Origin of the sequence: Bengtsoniella intestinalis, assembly GCF_039719005.1 — a bacterium.
GTDB classification, from domain to species: Bacteria; Bacillota; Clostridia; order Oscillospirales; family Oscillospiraceae; genus Oscillibacter; species Oscillibacter intestinalis.
Map to the genome: position 1 here is coordinate 911160 of NZ_CP133584.1, position 17800 is coordinate 928959.

The window sequence follows — 17800 nt, forward strand, 5'->3', positions numbered from 1 at the left end:
GAATTTTCTATACAGCTATGTTACAATGGTGTTACCTCAAAAAGAAAGGATGTCACTATGAAGCAAATTGCAATCTATGGTAAAGGTGGCATTGGTAAGTCCACCCTCAGCGCCAATTTGTCTGCCAGTTTTGCCAAACTTGGGAAAAAAACCTTGCAAATTGGTTGTGACCCCAAACATGACAGCACACGGCTATTGCTCCACGGCAAACGCCTAACCACAGTGCTAGATTACATACGACAGACAAATCCCTTAGACTACCGCCTAAACCACATTTTAGAAACAGGCTACGGTGGTGTGGGCTGCATTGAAGCTGGTGGCCCTGAGCCCGGCGTGGGCTGTGCTGGTCGTGGTATCATCTCCGTTTTTGAACTACTGGAACAATTCCAAATCCAATCCCAATACGACTTGGTGGTCTATGATGTGTTGGGTGATGTGGTTTGCGGTGGCTTTGCGGTGCCCATCCGCAGAAACTATGCCGACACCATTTTCTTGGTCACCTCAGGGGAATATATGTCCATCTATGCCGCCAACAACATTCTCCGCGGCATCGCCAACTACGACAAAGGCGCACCACGTGTGGCAGGCATTCTCTACAATGCCCGTAATTTAGACCAAGAAAACAAACGGGTGGAGGCCTTTGCCAAGGCCGTTGGACTTCCCATCTTCGGCAAAATCCCACGGGACGAAGCCTTTGCCAAGGCAGAGCGAGCCCACCACACAGTGGTAGAGCAAGGGGAAAACCCACAACTGGTGGCTCTGTTTTCCCAGCTGGCCTCTCGAATTTTAGACCAACCTCCTTTATTTCCTGCCAAACCTTTAGACGACGAAACCTTAGAATCTGTGGTTATGGGCACGGTATACACCGAAACCGAAACCACCACAGATGCACCAGAGCAAGGGGTGACCACACCCCAGTTTCTCTCTAAAAATATAGTGCGCAACGAACCCCTCCACGGCTGTGCCTTTAACGGCGCCATGTCCATGGGTGTCCACGTGCAAGATATGGCCATCATTGCCCACGGCCCCAAAAGCTGCGGTTATTTGGCCTATCAATCCATCAGCTCTAGCGGTCGGCGAAATCTGTTTGAACGGGGTGCCTTGCTTCCTGCGTCCCTAAGCCCCAACCTGTGCTCCACTGACATGAACGAGCATGACATGGTTTTTGGTGGCATTTCCAAATTGGAAGCCTTGGTCAAACAGGTGCAAAGCCAAGGCAACCTCCATGGTGCCATCATCATCAGCACCTGCCCTGCTGGCATCATCGGTGATGATATTGCCGAGGCGAAAGCCCTTGCCACAGAGGACTTCCCTGTGGTGACCGTAAAAGCAGAAGGCAATTTGACTGGCGATTACCTCCAAGGGATGCTATTTTCTTACACAGAAATCGCAAAGCAGCTCATCGACCCTCAAATCGCCCCTCAAGACGACTTGGTCAATGTGATTTTTGAGAAAGTAGTGACCAAAAATGCCCAGTCCAACTTTGAAATCATCTCTGCCTATTTGCGCGCCATGGGCATTGGGGTCAATTGTCGTTTCCTCTGTCAAACCACCCAAGAAGATGTGAAAAACTTCTGCAAAGCGAAACTAAATTTGCTGGCCTATGAAGATTACACAGGGAAGATTTTAAAAGATTTTTTTGTCCAAAATTATGGTTCCCAGTTTTATGACCAGCAATTCCCTGTGGGCTTCGCCCAGACCAAAGATTGGATGGAAGGCATTGCCCAATATTTTGGCAAGGACTGCACCCAATTGGTGGCTGAGCAAACCACCCATTATCAACGCTATATTTCCAGACTGCGCCCCAAACTCACGGGCAAATCTCTCATGGTCACCGCCTATAACCACGACCTAGACTGGATTTTACAAGTGGCCTTAGACGTGGGTATGACCGTCTGCAAAATCGGCGTCTACAACTACTCTCAAGACGAAGGCTTCCGCACCGCCTTGGATTTAGGCGACACCGTGGTAGTGGATGGCTACAGCCGCGCAGACACCGTGGCAGACTTGCAACACTATCAGCCAGATATTTTACTGGCCAACTATCAAACTGACTTGCAAGGCTGTGATGTGCTCCTAGACACCATCCCCATGTGTCCCGATGTGGGCTTCTTTGCTGGGATTCGTCTGGCAGAGCGTTGGGCTGATTTACTGCACACCAATCAGGAAGGAGAATGGAATCATGACAAAGTCTTATTTGACAAATTTCACACCCGATAGTATCTCTGGCATTCTCTTTGCCTTAGACGGCATGACCAACACAGTGGTGTTACTCAACGGCCCCTCTGGGTGCAAGTTTTACCATTCAGCCGTGTCAGACAGTCAGGTGATTCGCCAGTCTGAATTTGACCCCATGAACTTTCCAGATGCTTGGTTTTTTGGACAACCACGAATTCCCTGTACCTATTTGGATAAACGAGACTATGTGTATGGCAGTCAGAAAAAATTGACAGAAGCGCTGATTTACATCGAAGAAAAGTTCCCTTGCGATTTGATTGCCATTGTCAACTCTCCTGGGGCAGCCCTCATTGGGGATGACCTTGCCGGCATTGCAAGTAGCGCCTTGACCCACACCCCTTATGTCCTTGTGGAGTCTCCTGCCTATTCTCAGTCCATTTGGACAGGCTACGCCACCGCCATGAATGCCTTGGTCACACAGGTTCCCTTTTGCAAAACACCTTACAAAGAAAAACGCGTCAATCTGCTAGGCCTATCCCTTTACCACAAATATGCTGAGGGAGATTTGGCGGAGCTAACACGGTTGCTTGGCCTATGCGGCATTGAGGTGGCAACCGCCTTGGGCTACCAATCTTCTTTGGAGGAATTACAACAGTTGACCTCTGCTGATTTAAATGTGGTGGTTTATCCAGAGTACGGTTTAGGTCTGGCACAACAGTTGGAGAAAACAGAGGGCATGCCCTATTTCTGCCCTGAAACGCTGCCTCTGGGGTTCACTGCCACAGAAACCTTTTTGCAAGAACTATGCCAACGCTTACATCTAGACCCAGCGCCTGCCTTACTGGAAGGTCAACAGGCCAGATCCCGTGCCTACGGCTACATTTCCAGAGTCAACTCCATGACAGGGCTGCCCAAAGGCGCCACCTTTGCCATCTCTGGCGCGCCTTCTCAGTGTCAGGCCTACGCTGGCTTTTTGTCTCACTATTTTGGCATGATTGGCCACACCATCCAAGAGCTGGGAAACCCAGACAGCCCTGATATTTTAGAGACCAAGGCACAGCTGATTTTCGCTGACGCCAGTGTGCTTGCCCAATTGCGGGTGGCAGGCCATCAATTTTGTGGCGTTGAAATCTCTCTGCCCAGCTTTGGCTACCTAGATGTGATTCCCAAGACCCATTTAGGATTTACAGGCGCTCTACTCTTGGTGGAGCAAGTGTTAAACGGATTGCTATTTTAAGAGACGTTCCATTGCACCCAGCTATATAAAAAAGGGCTGTGTCACAATTGTAAAACTGCACAACAGAACACAAAAACGTAGGGAATGGTCTTGACCATTCCGCTCCCCATGACACGATTTACGTGGGAAAGCGGAACGGGCAAACACCGTTCCCTACGCTTGTATTGTCAGATTTCACAAAGAGGACTGCATTGTGACACAGCCCCTTTTATAGGTACTTTAATCTTCTACAGCTTTGACTGTGAACTCTAGTTCTGTCCACAGATAGATTTGTTTATTAATGAACAAATCTAGCCGTTCCATGTTCACGGTGACATGGGGTGCGCCAGCGGCTTTGGCCTGCGCCATGAGCCACGGTTCCATAATTTCTTGCCCTGCGGCTACTGCGTCGTCTAAATTCTCAAAATCCATAATACCAGTGGGATGATGAAGCCGATAAAATTCATCGGTAGGACGGAAAATATACACCAATCCTGCAAAGGAATACGTGCCCACGGCTGCACCAATGGCGCCTGCCACCTTGGCTTGCTCCGTTAAAATACAAGGGCAATGGAGCAGTGGCGCCACATCTGCAATCACCAGTCCAGCAGGTGCACCTGCCCCCACCAGCACACTGTTAAGTTGCAGTGCAAACATTGGGTGAACAGGCTCGTTCACGTCCAAAGCGCGGTCAATCAATGCAGTCATCTCAGGGGTAACCCCATCAGGATTGAGCAGATTGGAGATATTTTTACGGAAAAGAGCACTGGCGATATTTTGCACCATTTTTTGATGCACCCGTTGTGCCATCTCTATGGGTTTAATGGCTTTTTTATGGCACAAAACAGCGCTTCCCAACACCGAGGCCTGCTGGTTCCAACGCTGGAAGGTGCCAAGCACATGGAACGCATCAGTGGGAGTAAAACCAGCGATGGTAATGGCTCCGCTTTTGGCGTAAGACACCAAGGTTTTTGCTCTTAAATGGGCAAAGGGTCTGCTTTGCGCCAAATCATACAGCGAGATAGGCCGATTGCCTACATACTCCAACAATTTCTGTTGAATTTCATTTAAATTCCCTTCAGGAACACCAGTGGGACTAGGCAACACAAAAAGAGGGGCTGTGCATTTGGGGATCTGTTCCAGACGCTCCAAGTCCTCTAAAATGGAAGGATATTGCTCCGCACAGACGCACAGGGGTTGAATCCGCATGGGGCCAATGTTGATATTCCCCAGTTCTTCAACCTCTACATAGCTGTCGCCGCCTTGTCCAAAGGTGAAAATATCAATGTTTTTCACCAATGTTTGGTGGGAACCCACCACAGCACCTTTTTTGCTAATGGCAGGCTTGCCTTGGTCGTCTAAGGCGATGATATCCGCAGTGGTACCGCCGATGTCGCAAATCCACATAGCACCAACGCCACTGTGTTGGGCGGCCAAAAAGCCTGCGCCCACAGCGCTAGCAGCAGGGCCAGATAACAGCAATTCCACAGGATGAGCCTTGGCCCATGCTTCCCCAACGGCCGTCCCATCCCCACGGAGCACCGTCAACGGTGCATCGATGCCACGGATGCGGAGCATTTGCATCAGATTATCAATCAGCTCCATGATAATAGGAATCAACCCTGCATTGAGCAGCGCTGTGGTGGCACGCTTAATGGCATCCAATTGCCATGTTAATTTATGGCCACTGGACACAGGCAAATCAGGACGCAAATTTTGAATCAATTGGGTGGCACGCAATTCGTGCTCTGGGTTACGGGTACTGAAAAAGCTAGAAATGGCGACTGCTTCCACGGAGGCAGGCAGTTGTGCAATGGCAGCGGTGAGCGCCGCCTCATCCAAGGGCGCCACTTCTATGCCATATGCCGTGTGTCCACCGCTGATGGCTGTGACTTGAGCGGCCTCTAGGCCTGCTTGCTCTATGGTGCGTTCCACATCTGAGTCTTGGTAGCCAATGACAATCAAATGGGTGGGGCGCATTTTGTTTTCCACGATGGCATTGGTGGCAAAGGTCGTGGCGAAATTCACCATGTTAATCGCATTGACATCCACCCCATCTAAAATGATATCAATGCCTTCTTGCAACGTTTTAAGCATATCATGATGGCAGGTTGGCACTTTGGTTTCTCTCAAAACAGCTTTCGCTTTTGCGTCAAAGAGCACCAAATCGGTGAAGGTACCGCCAGCGTCAATGCCGATGGTGATGGTTTGGTTTGTAAAACAGTTCATAGGCACTCCGATGTTTAAAAAAATTTTTCACATTACTTAGTTACAGTGTATCATAAAAACAGAATTTTACAAGGATAAATTTTACAGGGTAAAAATTTCAAACAAATGATAGCCCCAGCAAAAGAGGATTGACAAATGATAGCAAAAGGATTACTCTGCTAGGTAGTAGTTCCAAACGGAAAAGGAGCAAGGAAATGAAAAAAGTAAAAGTACATATTATCTCTGGATTTTTAGGCGCCGGCAAAACCACGCTCATGCGTAAATTGTTGGCTGAATCCTTTTCCCAAGAGAAAGTTGTCATCATTGAAAACGAATTTGGTGAAGTAAACATCGATTCTCAACTGTTGCAAGGAGATGGCATCGCTGTGCGCGAAATTTCCGCTGGTTGTATCTGCTGTAGCTTGGCAATCGCCTTTTCAGAGGCGCTGGAAACAATTTTACAAACCTATAACCCCGATCGGATTCTCATCGAGCCCACTGGTGTGGCTAAAATTTCCGCTGTGCTCAAAGCCATTGCTGGTGCCAAGGTGGATTGCCTAGAGGTGCAAGGCTGTGCCACAGTTGTCTGTGGCGAAACCTGCATGGATTATATTGAAGGTTATGGCGAATTTTTTGAAGATCAAATTGCCAAGGCGGCTGTGGTTCTGGTCAACCAAATGGAAACCCTGACCCCAACAGAGTGTCAAACCGTGGTGGAGACCGTCCGCAAACTCAATCCCGAAGCCCCCATCATCACAGCACCTTGGGCTGATGTGCCCAGCCAACAAATTGTCACCGCCATGGAAACCCCAGCCCCCGTTGCGGATTTGGATGTGCGATTGGGTGTCCCCAAGCAGTGGCGCAAATCAGCCTATATGCGCTATGGGCGCGACCGCTCACCCTTTTCAAATTGGACGCAAGAGACGGCTGTGCAATTTAAGCAAGAATCGTTGGCCCATATTTTAACCCAACTATCCACAGGCGCCTACGGAAAAATATTGCGTGCAAAAGGCATCGTTCAATCCCCAAGCGGCTGGTTACACTTTGATTACACCCCAGCAGTACAAAATGTTGAGCAAGGACAGCCAGCGGTCATCGGTATGGTCTGCGTCATCGGTGAACGCTTAGACCGAGAAAAATTAAAACGATTATTTGAAACTTTAGATCAATTATAATCTGCCTACTCTATATTTCAACCAATTCGCCCCGCAAAAACAGGCCAAGGCACATCGCGATATAGGCTTAAGCACAGTGACCTTTCTGGATAATTCTGTTATACTGTAGAAAATACATATTTACGACAAAGATGTTGATATACACGGGGATATTGGCGTCTTTTTTTATTAAATGATAGTTTCCTATCCCATAAAATACCCTCTCCTCAGTGTGTCTCACAACAAGCGAAGTCTTAAAGAACGTGTTTTCCATCAAGCAATGGAATATTCATGTGTTTGATGTATAAAAAAACTATAAAAACTTTGGAGGTTATCATGAATTCAAGAGAACGTGTAAATCTAATTTTGCAACACAAAGAAGCAGACCACGTCCCAGCTTACCCCTTGGTCAACAGCATTTCTAGCAAATACATTGGTATCGGCTATGACGAATGGTCTATCGACCCTGAAAAATGCGCAGAAGCGATCATTGCTGCAACCGATGCTTTGGATTTGGACTTAATTTGTACTCTGGTTGACCTATCTGTGGAAGCAGAAGGCTGGGGCATGAAAGTCAAGTATCACCCCAACAAGGCCGCTGTGCCCGATGATTCTGTCAAGCTCATCACCTGCCCAGAAGATTACGATAAAATCCAAGTCATTGACCCCACCAAGGCCTTGCGCATGGGCAACATGATCAAAACGACCAAGATTCTGGCTGACAAGAAAAAAGCTGACAAACACATCGTTGCCTTCGTCTTTGGCCCCATGGGCACTTTGAGCATGATGGCTGGCATGGAAGTGTTGCTGGTTGACTGCATCAAAAAAGACAGAAAAGAAAAGGTGCAAGCCGCCATCGAACGCATTGGCGAAACCTTGATTGCTTACTGCGATGCCCTGATTGACGCCGGTGCCGACGCCATCATCTTGGACACCTTGTTTGCTTCTCGCACCATTATGCGCGCATCCATGTGGGACAAGTTCGAAGGCCCCACCATCCAAAAGATGGCTGAGCACATCCACAGCCGTGGTGCCGCCGTGCTGATTCACAACTGTGGCGAAGGCATTTATTTCAAAGAACAAATCGAACGCATCCACCCCGAAGCCATCAATATGCTCCACTTGCCCCCAGATTGTGCAACCAAGGCAGAATTGAAGGAAAAATATGGCAGCGTGACCACCTTGATTGGTCAAATCGACCCCGGCTTCTTGATGGCTGCTGACGAAGACCAAGTGCGTGAACAATGCCGTGAATTGATTGACGCATACAAAAAAGACGGCGGCTTCATTTTGTCCACTGGTTGCGAATACCCCGAACCCTTGGACGATACCTTCGCTAAGATTATGATGGAAGAAGCCAGAACTTACGGCAAATACTAAGCAATCCAATATGATACGCCCCCGTGTATGCACTTTCATACACGGGGGCGTTGTTTTACTCTGGGTCACATCACATTGTATTCATTTGCCATCCGCACCCAAAAGAGTTTTAGCATCCTTGGGCAGGGTATGGCGTGCCTCCTCTTCTCGTTTCTGTTGTCTTCGTATAGTATACGGCATAAGTATAGGTTTTTGTCTAGGGCTACGCCCTTGCTCTAGCATTCGCTAGAGCACCCTGCGGGCAGACAAAAAGCCTCACGCACCTGCCATGGGGCTAAAGCCCCTACTGGGCTAACGCCTAGCCCCTCTTGCGAGGGGTGGCAGGATTGTATCGGTTCACCAATTTGTCAAACGACAGTTTGGTGTATCATTTTACATGATTCTCATTGTAAAATAAGAATACAATGTGGTATACTGGTACCAATATAGTTATAGAGGAGCGTATAGTATGAAACGAAAAACACTAGCCCTATTTTTGGTGCTGGCCATGGTCATGACCATGGTACCCACCGTGGCGTTTGCTGCGGATGAGGTTATGGACCAAGATGAGTTGGAAGCAGTCATTGCCGAGGCCTATGAGGACGGTGGCACTGTCAAGCTGGCAAACGATATCGAAACCGACAGTACCATCAATATCACTGGCACAGTGATTCTGGATTTGAATGGGTATGATATTAAAGCAGGTGGCACGGGCTACTCTGTCATCACCGTGGGTGATGGCTCTACCGCTGCAAGCTTGACCTTGCAAGATAGCGGTAACACTGGCACACGCTACATCACAGGCGTGGGCTCTGAAGCTGTGATTTCTGATGTAACATCTGGTGCCGAAGTCACTGGCGGCGTCATCTATGGCGGTAGCACCACTTTGGGCGGTGGCGTGTTTGTCGCTTCTGGCGCTACCTTCACCATGACAGGCGGTACTATCGCAGGCAACACGGCCACTTTGGGCGGTGGCGGTGTGCATATCGTAGGCACTATGACCATGAGCGAAGGCACAGGTGGCACCACTGGCACCATCTCTAACAACACCAGCGCCACTGGCGGTGGTGTGCGACTCAATGGCGGCTATACCTTCACCATGAACGCAGGCACCATCAAAGACAACACAGCTACAAATGAAGGTGGCGGTGTGTTTTTCGCCGATGGTGGTGATAGCCGCACCTTCACCATGAATGGTGGTACCATCTCTGGGAACTCTGCTAGCAGTGGCGGTGGCGTGTATGTCAATGCTGGCTACACCATGAATATGAATGGTGGTAACATCACTGGCAACACAGCGACCACCAGTGGTGGCGGTGTGTATGTTGCGTGTAATGCTGAATGGACCAAAATGAACATCAGCAACAATAGCGTCATCACCATCACTGGCAATACCGCTAACGGAATCACCAACAACATGTATCTCGATTATGATGGAACCTACACCGTTAGTCAAAAATTGACCGTGAGCACCACCCCTGTCTCCACCTCCTCCATCGGCATCACTTTGGAAAACGTCACTGGCGACTTCACCTTTGCTGGCGCACGAGCCGAGAATGTGTTCAGCTCTGATAAGTCTGGCTACGAAGTGATTGAAGATGGCTCTAGCACCTACACCTATTCCATCAACGTGGCACCTGTGGCTCAAGTGAACAATACTAAGTACACCACCGTCCAAGCTGCCATCGATGCGGCAAACGGCGAAGATGAAACCAATGTGGACACCGTCACCCTGCTGACCGACGTGTCCATCACCGAAACCATCACCGTCACCGACGCAGACGGCGTGATTCTGGATTTGGCTGGGTTTGATATCGACGGCTCTGGGATTACAGATGCAACCAAGGCATCCGTCATCACCGTCAATGGTGGTGCGCTGACCTTGACCGACAGCGCAGACGACGAAGGCATCATCTCTGGCGGTACTGGTACCACCGTTGATGAAACCACCATCGGTGGTGGCGTGTATGTATGGAACGGCGGTTCCTTCACTATGTCTGGCGGTATCATCGGTGATAACTCCGCTACCAATGGCGCTGGCGTGTATGTAGCCAGTGGCACCTTTACCATGACTGGCGGTGTCATCGGTGGGTCTGCAGCCAACAAAAATACTGCTACAGCCAACGGTGGCGGTGTGTATGTCAATAGTGGTGTGACTGCCACGCTTTCTGGTGGCGAGATTAGCTATAATGAATCTACCACCAACGGTGGCGGTGTATATGTGGACGGCACGAATAGTGATTCAAAAGCCACCTTCAACATGACGGGCGGTACCATTTCTGGCAACACGGCCACTGGCACAGACCCTGCCAACGGTGGCGGCGGTGTGTTTGTGCAAAATTACGGTGAATTTACCATGAGCCACAGCGACGCTGCCATCGAAAGCAACACAGCCAACAACGGCGGCGGTGTGTTTGTCAATTATAAGGCCACCTTCACCATGTCCGATGGCACCATCGGTGGCGAAGGCGCTGGCAATACTTCCTCTTACGGCTCTGGCGGTGGCGGTGGTGTGTATGTGCGTGGGTCGAACAGTAGTAACTACGGCATCTTCACCATGACTGGCGGCACCATTTCTTACAATGAGCACACTAACTCTACTGGCGGCGGTGGCGGTGTCTATGTGAGTGACTACGGCATCTTCAACATGAGCAATGCTGCCATCATCGAACACAACACATCTTCCTCCAGTGGCGGTGGCGTGTCTGTGGCTGGAAATGGCACCATGACCATGGATAGCGGTAGCGCCATCACCAACAACTCTGCCTCGTCCAATGGCGGCGGCGTGTACATGAACGGCACCATGAACATCTCTGGCACTGTGAACATCTCTGGCAACACCAAAGGCGAAGCCGCTAACAATGTCTATCTTCTTAGCGGCAAAACCATGACTGTCACAGGTTCTTTGTCTGGCTCCTCCATCGGCATCAACACCTATATCACCGCCAAAGATGGCATCCCTGTCGCTGTGGCTGTGGGGTATGACGATTACTCCTTGAGTGAAACCGATGATATGGTCTTCACCAAAGACGTTTCCTCTGCAGCTGGCACATTGACCTTTGTGGACGATGATGCAACCAACGAAATCCAACTCTATGTGGCGCACACCCATACTTGGGGGAGCTACAGCCAAGGCACCATGCCAAACCCAGAGTATGATGCAGATACCAATAACGAAGTAGATGAGTTTATCGAAGATCCCACCAAAATCGTGGCCACTTGCAGTGGTTGCGCCGATACCGCAACCTTACAAATTGCAGCACCTACTGGTTTGACCTACACAGGTAGCGCCATTGAAGCAACCATCACCGATGCGGATGGCCTCCAAGGGGATGCAGTCGTTGTGTATTACCAAGCAGGTGCGCTAGGCTATGATACCGCCATGGACGGCAAACCCATCAACGTGGGCACCTACAAGGCAGAACTCACCGTGGGTGGTATCAAGGCCGAAGTGGAATACACCATCGAAGCCAAATCCATCACTGCACCTAGATATACTAGCACCTCCGCCGCCTATACTGGCGTTGCCCACACCACTGACTTCCCAGCTGATGGGGACGGCTATTGCGTTTCCTACAGCTTTGACAGCGATACTGTCGAGTCCATCGCAGCCATTGCCGAAGGTGTATACACCGCAACCTACACCTTGGATGACACCACCAACACCGTGTGGAGCACTGGCGGTGCGTCTGATATTGCCTATACCTACACCATTACAAAAGCCACCACAAACACTGTTAGCTTCACCGTTGCAGGTGGCTGGACCTATGGCGCAACTGCCGTTCTGCCAGAGGCATCTGCTAGTTTTGGCGCCCCTGTGTTGACCTATTATGCAACCCAAGAAGATGCAACGGCTGGCACGAATACCATTGCCACCCCAACTGCTGCTGGCACCTATTATGTGCGCGCTGATGTAACTGGCACTGACAACTATGTGGCAGGGAGCACCACCGCAAGCTTCACCATCTCCCCCTACACCTTGACCTTAGCATCTGATTCCACGGTCTACGACGAAGACGCAACCTTCACCCAAGAGATTGCAGGCGCAAGCGATGAAACTGTCACCGTCACCATCACTGTGGACAGCGCAGATGCTGGTGAATACACCACTGGTAAATACACCGTAGCCTATGAAGTAGACGGCGCAACAAGCACCAACTATGCCTTGGCAGAAGCCCAAGACGCAACCTTCACCATCACCAAGGCACCTGTCACCGTCTCTTTGAGCAACACCGTTCAAACAGCAGGTGACGTGAGCGGAGTGAGCGTCACCACTGACCAAGAAGTTACCTACACTGTCACCTATGGGGACACCGAAACAACCACGGTGCCCACCGCAGTTGGCACCTATGCCATTTATGTGACCTTGACCGCTGACCCCAGCAACTACTACATCGCAAGTGGCGATAACGCTAGCACCGAACCCGTACAAATGGGTACGTTGATCATCACCGAAGAAGCCGTGACCACCTATGAAATCACTGGCATTGTGAAAGACAGCGATGGCACCACCCTTGTAGCAGGCGCAACCGTCACCTTGAAGCAAGGTGACACCGTGTTTGCCACCGCTGTTACCGATGAGTTTGGCGCATACACCTTCACCAATGTGATCTCTGGCCTGTATAACATCGTGGCTGAATCTGACGGCGTGACCATGACCATTGCCGAGACCATCGAGGCAAACGGCATCGTGGACACCATTACCATGCCTTCTGGCAACACCAACTCTGTGGTGGAAGTCACTGGCGCCACCACCCCTGCCGTTGTGGTAGGCGGTTTGGACGCTGTGGCTGAGGATGAAGCCGTTACAGATAGCACCGTGAAAGTGGTGCTGAGCGTGGAAGAAAAACGCGACAGTGATATCCTTACCGACAGCGCCCAGATTTCGGAAGAAGTGGCTTCTGACGAAACCGTGGGTATGTACCTAGCCATCGACATCACCAAAACTGTGGATGATGGCGCAGAAACATCCATCACCGAAACCAATGACGTGGTGCAAATCACCATTCCTCTGCCAGAAGAACTCCAAGGCAAGGAAACCTATGTGGTGTATCGTGCTCACGAAGGGGATATCCACACCATCACCACCACAGCAGTGGATGGGGAAAAAATCGTGGTCAGCAGTGACAAAACGTCCATCACCTTGTATGTGAAGAAGTTCTCCACCTACGCCTTGGCCTACACCGAGTATACTGCTTCCACTGGCTCTAGCTCTGGTGGTTCCTCCAGCTATTCTTCCAGCGTGGCCAGCGCCGACAACGGGGATGTGTCCGTCAGCTCTAGCAAGTCTACCTCTGGCAGCAAAATCACCATCACAGCCACCCCTGACGAAGGGTATGAAGTGGGTAGTGTCACCGTCACCTACGCTTCTGGCCGTGAAGTGAGTGTCACCGACAATGGCGATGGCACCTATAGCTACATCCAACCTGGCGCCGCCGTCACTGTCAAGGTCACCTTTGTGGCAATCGGCAGTGAAACCGACAGCGATCGCCCATTCACTGACGTAGATAGCGATGACTCCTATTACAATGCCGTGGTTTGGGCGGTTGAAAACGGCATCACCACTGGCTATGCCGATGGTTCCTTCAACCCCTATGGCGTCACCAACCGCGCCCAAGCGGTCACGTTCTTGTGGCGCGCCATGGATGAACCCAGCTACACCATTGACAATCCCTTCACCGATATCAGCGAAGATGATTACTTCTATGACGCGGTACTCTGGGCTTTTGAAAATGGCATCACCGTGGGTACCACCGACACCACCTTTAGCCCTTACATGGATTGCTCTCGCGCCCACATCATCACCTTCTTGTGGCGCATGGACGGGGAAAAAGTTACCAATAGTCTCAACCTGTTCACCGATGTAAGCGAAACCAATTACTACTACGATGCAGTGCTGTGGGGCGTTGGTGAAGGAATCACCACAGGTGTGAGCAACACCACGTTCCAACCCGAAACCGATTGCAACCGTAGCGTAATCGTCACGTTCCTCTATCGTTACCTTGCATAATTGCAACTGAAAAAAAGGGTGTATAAAAAGTGAACCGTCACTTTTTATACACCCTTTTTGCATCGCTTGCGCAACGGCAAACAGTCGCTGGCGTACGTGTCGCATTTTCTTTTATCATAGGTTTTGCACATGGCTTCGCCATACCCCCAGTGTTCGCTGGGGTGTCCGTTGGGCGTGGGAAAACCTATACTTTGGTGATCGTCCGCTTGTCCACGCGAATGAGACCTTGGGCTTGCATTTGCATCAACTCCCGAGAAAGAGACGGTCTTGTGGTGTTGAGCCAGTCTGCCAATTCATCTCGCGTACCCGTCAGATGAACTTGATTGTTGGCGTCTTTGCTCTGTTCAATATAAATGAGCAATTTTTCACGCAAACTGGGGCTACTTAAAACTTGCACACGGCGGTTCAGCGTATAGGCCTTTCTGGCAAACAGATGTAACAGCTCCGCCATCAACGCTGGGTTGGAAAAAGCCACCTCTTTGGGGATGTGTTGCACCATACACTCTGTTTCCGCTACGGCGAAAAATTCATAGGGCTGCTGGTCTAAAAACAAATAGACTTCCCCAAAGCTATCCCCTGCTGTAGAAATAGTGGTAATCACTTTCCGCTCTCCGTTGGGGGTATAGTTGCAGATGGTCACCGTTCCGCTGTGCAAAATATGCAGCTGCGTAGGCACATCGCCTCTGGCAAAAATGACCCCATTGCGTGGATACGCCTCCACCATGGACTGGGCAGTCACACTGGCCTTGGCCTCTAGGGATAAGCACTCTAACAACATGGGCTCACCTCATTTCTCTAACCGCTCGCCAGCTCTCAATCGTGTGCGCACATCGGTGATGATACCATCCATCTCCCACAATTTGGCTTGCAAATCCTTTTCTTGGCTAGAGGTTTCAATCACATCCAAAATGCCACCATTTTTAATGACCAATCGTTTATCTGCCATCAAGCACAAGATAGGGTCATGGGTAGCCATAAGCACAATTTTCTCTTGAGAAAGCAATAAATCCAAGGCTTTTTTACGGTCGATGCCTGCATTTTCAATCTCATCAATGAGTACAATGGGCGATGGGCTTAAAATGGCGGTATCGGCAATCATCAGCGCACGAGATTGCCCGCCACTGAGGGCTGTCACATTGGTCTCTGGGTGAAATTTCTCCCCAGACAATGCGTTGGCCTGTTGGATGATTTGCGCAATCAATGCCTGTGGCTGTGCCACATTGCGACACTGGGCGTGGAGTTCTAAAAACTCATACACGGTGGCATCAATGACAAAGTTCATGTTTTGCGACAGCTGTGCCACCAGTTGATTGGTCACGCTATAGCGCCAAGTCAAATCTGGGGTTTTGCCATTGATATAAATCTTCCGCTTGGTTTGGGTATCGCCATTGGCTGTCCATTCAATGTCTGCCAGCAAGCGGCTTTTGCCAGACCCAGTGGGGCCTACGATGGCAATGACTTGAGAGGGATACAAGGTGATGGTCTCAAAGGATTCTGGGTTGCCAGCTTTGTCAACCCCTGCCACAATGGTCAACGAGGAAAGGCTCACCCCGTCTTCTTCGTGTAAAAACAGCTCCATGGCTTGGATATAGTCCTCTAAGTCTTGCAGGACTATAGCTGGCGTGGTGGATTTCTCCTCCATCAAAAATTCCTTGTGGCTGAAAAGATAATTCTCTACCGTTTGTTCCGTGGTTAGCACTGGCACCTCTAGCCCAGCGAAAAAGTCTTCAACATAGGGATATTGGGTCAACAGTTGTTGCATAGTTGTTTGTTTCATCGCTTACACCATCTTTCTCACGTTGCCCAAATGGTATTGCTCGCCAATACGCGTCTCGCCTAAGCAATAAGAGCACACAGCCGCTGGCATGGGAAAACGCAAGGTCATGCCCACTGTGGTCTCAAGGCTGGGCTGGCTGTCCAACAGACCGCTCAGCTCATAAGCTCCCTGCCCTGTCAAACCATTGATTTGCATGATGATGGCTTTGGGATTGGCCTTATGCACCCGAAAGGCAAACACTTCTCGCTCGGCTTGAGACACAATGTCCCCCTTAGTGATGACCACAATATCGGCAAGGCGCAACATGGTGCCAATTTTTTTGGGTGTGTTAATGCCTGACAAATTATCGATGACGCAGATAGACGTGACCCCATCTAAATAAGGGGAACAACGGTTGCACAGCCCAGCCGACTCGGTGATGAGATATTCAAAGCCTTCTTCTTTGCCCCAGTGCACCACCTGTTCAATGTTGGTTGCAAAAAAATGATCAGGGCAAAGGGAACCAGAAAGGCCTTTTTTCACAGGGATGCCAGCCTTTTCATACAGAGTGTCATCGTCTGTTTGCAAACAGTCAAATTTTACCACGCCCACCGCTTTATGGCGTTGGCGCAAGGCGTCAATGGTTTTTAAAATCACCATGGTTTTCCCTGAGGACGGTGGACCAGAGACAATAATCAGTTGCATTCTCACACCTCTTCTTTCCCTAAAAATACGGCTTCTAATGTTTTGAGACACGTATCCACATCACAGCTGTGAAGGAAGTCAAAGCCGCAGAACAAGAATGGTTCGTTCCCTGTTAGGCTATTGTCCACCCCAGCAACTGTGGAGGGGAATCTGCCGTTGGAAGCCAGCACTGTACCAATTTCTTTAGACGTTAAAAAGTCAATCAAAGGCTGAGACCGTGCCAAACTATCTGCCTTGGCCACCAGAAAAACAGGGCTGACAATGGCGCCATCTTCTGGCCACACAGCCACCATATCGCCACCCTCAGGCAACATACTGGCGAAGAAATAGGGGGCCACCGACACAGCAGGTGCCCGATTGGCAGAGGCGTTTTTTACCATTTGGGCTGGGTGCATACTTTTGAGAATATTGCTGCCCAATTGCGCCACGCCCTCTTGCCCGTAGCGGTGATAAATGCCAAGGAGCACGGCATTGAACAGGTCTAAATCCTTCATGGGAATGGCGATGCTGTCGCTATAGATAGGGGAAAACAAATCTTGCCAACTTTTGGGCATGGGGCGCTGGCCTAGCTCTGCCTTGTTCACCATGAAAATGGCAGGCACCATCCCCAGCACCGTGTAAATCCCCTTGGGGTCGCGGAGGGAAATATGGTCGTTATCAAAGTCATTGTTATAGGCCACGTCTAAAGGGGCAAACACCCCTTCTTTGGCGAATTTACCCATGCCATTGTGGTTAAAAAACAAATCAAACCCAGCCGAGAGATAGACATCGGCCAACTGCTCTTTGGATTCGCTTTCTGCCATCAGCCAATCCAAGCCAGTGCTGGCGGCTGGTAAAGTATGGTCAATGGGCACAGGGCTTTGCTCCACAAAGGGTGTGATTTTATCCATCAGGGGAATGCGAATGGGGCACGGCAAAATCCCTTTGATGCGCACCCCTTCCGCCGTGGGTTTCACCACGGCATTGAGGGCAGTTAGTAGCGCCGCCCCATCTAGCTGACGCAGTTTGCACAACGTGGCAAGGGTCATGGTTTTGCCTAGACTTTGGCGCAAGGCAGGGTTTTGCAATTTATCCAGACCATACGCCACCAGCACGTCCACTGTTTGGGGGTGTGCCTCGGTGATGGCTAAAATGGTATCGGTCATTTGAATTTGGTTCATAGGTCACCTCGTATTCTAGTTGATAGCCTTATTATACACCAACAAATATGAAAA

Annotated in this window: 10 protein-coding genes; 5 read left to right on the forward strand and 5 right to left on the reverse strand. The window is 50.0% G+C overall.

Annotated features, from left to right (window positions below):
• The first annotated feature begins 57 nt into the window (after positions 1 to 57).
• Positions 58 to 2220: a nitrogenase component 1 gene (locus RFF05_RS04555; RefSeq protein WP_409969213.1), complete on the forward strand. Its 2163-nt coding sequence runs from the start codon at positions 58 to 60 to the stop codon at positions 2218 to 2220.
• Positions 2183 to 3415, forward strand: coding sequence for a nitrogenase component 1 (locus RFF05_RS04560; RefSeq protein WP_409969214.1), 1233 nt, complete (start codon positions 2183 to 2185; stop codon positions 3413 to 3415). The genes RFF05_RS04555 and RFF05_RS04560 overlap by 38 nt, the downstream gene beginning before the upstream one ends.
• A gap of 219 nt (positions 3416 to 3634) precedes the next feature.
• Here RFF05_RS04560 and RFF05_RS04565 read toward each other — a convergent pair whose 3' ends face one another.
• Positions 3635 to 5623, reverse strand: coding sequence for a hydantoinase/oxoprolinase N-terminal domain-containing protein (locus RFF05_RS04565; protein ID WP_409969215.1), 1989 nt, complete (start codon positions 5621 to 5623; stop codon positions 3635 to 3637).
• Positions 5624 to 5817: 194 nt separating this feature from the next.
• Between RFF05_RS04565 and RFF05_RS04570 the strand changes: the two genes are divergently transcribed.
• The 3 genes from RFF05_RS04570 to RFF05_RS04580 all read left to right on the forward strand — a co-directional run bounded on the left by RFF05_RS04570 (position 5818) and on the right by RFF05_RS04580 (position 14125).
• Entirely contained in the window at positions 5818 to 6777 is a 960-nt protein-coding gene (locus tag RFF05_RS04570) for a CobW family GTP-binding protein (protein WP_409969216.1), read from the forward strand.
• A gap of 315 nt (positions 6778 to 7092) precedes the next feature.
• A complete protein-coding gene (locus tag RFF05_RS04575; RefSeq protein ID WP_409969217.1) occupies positions 7093 to 8136 on the forward strand; it encodes a uroporphyrinogen decarboxylase family protein in 1044 nt (347 codons plus the stop codon).
• Between the two features lie 448 nt (positions 8137 to 8584).
• Complete coding sequence (locus tag RFF05_RS04580) at positions 8585 to 14125, forward strand: S-layer homology domain-containing protein (protein WP_409969218.1); 5541 nt, start codon at positions 8585 to 8587, stop codon at positions 14123 to 14125.
• 184 nt (positions 14126 to 14309) lie between these two features.
• On the opposite strand, the gene RFF05_RS04585 is transcribed toward RFF05_RS04580, so the two are convergent.
• The 4 genes from RFF05_RS04585 to RFF05_RS04600 are packed head-to-tail and all read right to left on the reverse strand — an operon-like array spanning position 14310 to position 17746.
• A complete protein-coding gene (locus RFF05_RS04585) occupies positions 14310 to 14903 on the reverse strand; it encodes a Crp/Fnr family transcriptional regulator (RefSeq protein ID WP_409969219.1) in 594 nt (197 codons plus the stop codon).
• Positions 14904 to 14912: 9 nt separating this feature from the next.
• Positions 14913 to 15902, reverse strand: coding sequence for an ATP-binding cassette domain-containing protein (locus tag RFF05_RS04590; RefSeq protein ID WP_409969220.1), 990 nt, complete (start codon positions 15900 to 15902; stop codon positions 14913 to 14915).
• Between the two features lie 3 nt (positions 15903 to 15905).
• Positions 15906 to 16586: a GTP-binding protein gene (locus RFF05_RS04595; protein ID WP_409969221.1), complete on the reverse strand. Its 681-nt coding sequence runs from the start codon at positions 16584 to 16586 to the stop codon at positions 15906 to 15908.
• A 2-nt stretch (positions 16587 to 16588) separates the two neighbouring features.
• Complete coding sequence (locus tag RFF05_RS04600; RefSeq protein ID WP_409969222.1) at positions 16589 to 17746, reverse strand: ABC transporter substrate-binding protein; 1158 nt, start codon at positions 17744 to 17746, stop codon at positions 16589 to 16591.
• Between the last annotated feature and the right edge of the window lie 54 nt (positions 17747 to 17800).

Bases quoted from the DNA above. Each gene is read 5' to 3' on its own strand.
- RFF05_RS04580 (WP_409969218.1), top strand. From the start codon at position 8,585: ATGAAACGAAAAACACTAGCCCTATTTTTGGTGCTGGCCATGGTCATG.
- RFF05_RS04595 (WP_409969221.1), bottom strand. From the start codon at position 16,586: ATGCAACTGATTATTGTCTCTGGTCCACCGTCCTCAGGGAAAACCATG.
- RFF05_RS04600 (WP_409969222.1), bottom strand. From the start codon at position 17,746: ATGAACCAAATTCAAATGACCGATACCATTTTAGCCATCACCGAGGCA.
- RFF05_RS04560 (WP_409969214.1), top strand. From the start codon at position 2,183: ATGACAAAGTCTTATTTGACAAATTTCACACCCGATAGTATCTCTGGC.
- RFF05_RS04575 (WP_409969217.1), top strand. From the start codon at position 7,093: ATGAATTCAAGAGAACGTGTAAATCTAATTTTGCAACACAAAGAAGCA.
- RFF05_RS04555 (WP_409969213.1), top strand. From the start codon at position 58: ATGAAGCAAATTGCAATCTATGGTAAAGGTGGCATTGGTAAGTCCACC.
- RFF05_RS04585 (WP_409969219.1), bottom strand. From the start codon at position 14,903: ATGTTGTTAGAGTGCTTATCCCTAGAGGCCAAGGCCAGTGTGACTGCC.
- RFF05_RS04570 (WP_409969216.1), top strand. From the start codon at position 5,818: ATGAAAAAAGTAAAAGTACATATTATCTCTGGATTTTTAGGCGCCGGC.
- RFF05_RS04590 (WP_409969220.1), bottom strand. From the start codon at position 15,902: ATGAAACAAACAACTATGCAACAACTGTTGACCCAATATCCCTATGTT.
- RFF05_RS04565 (WP_409969215.1), bottom strand. From the start codon at position 5,623: ATGAACTGTTTTACAAACCAAACCATCACCATCGGCATTGACGCTGGC.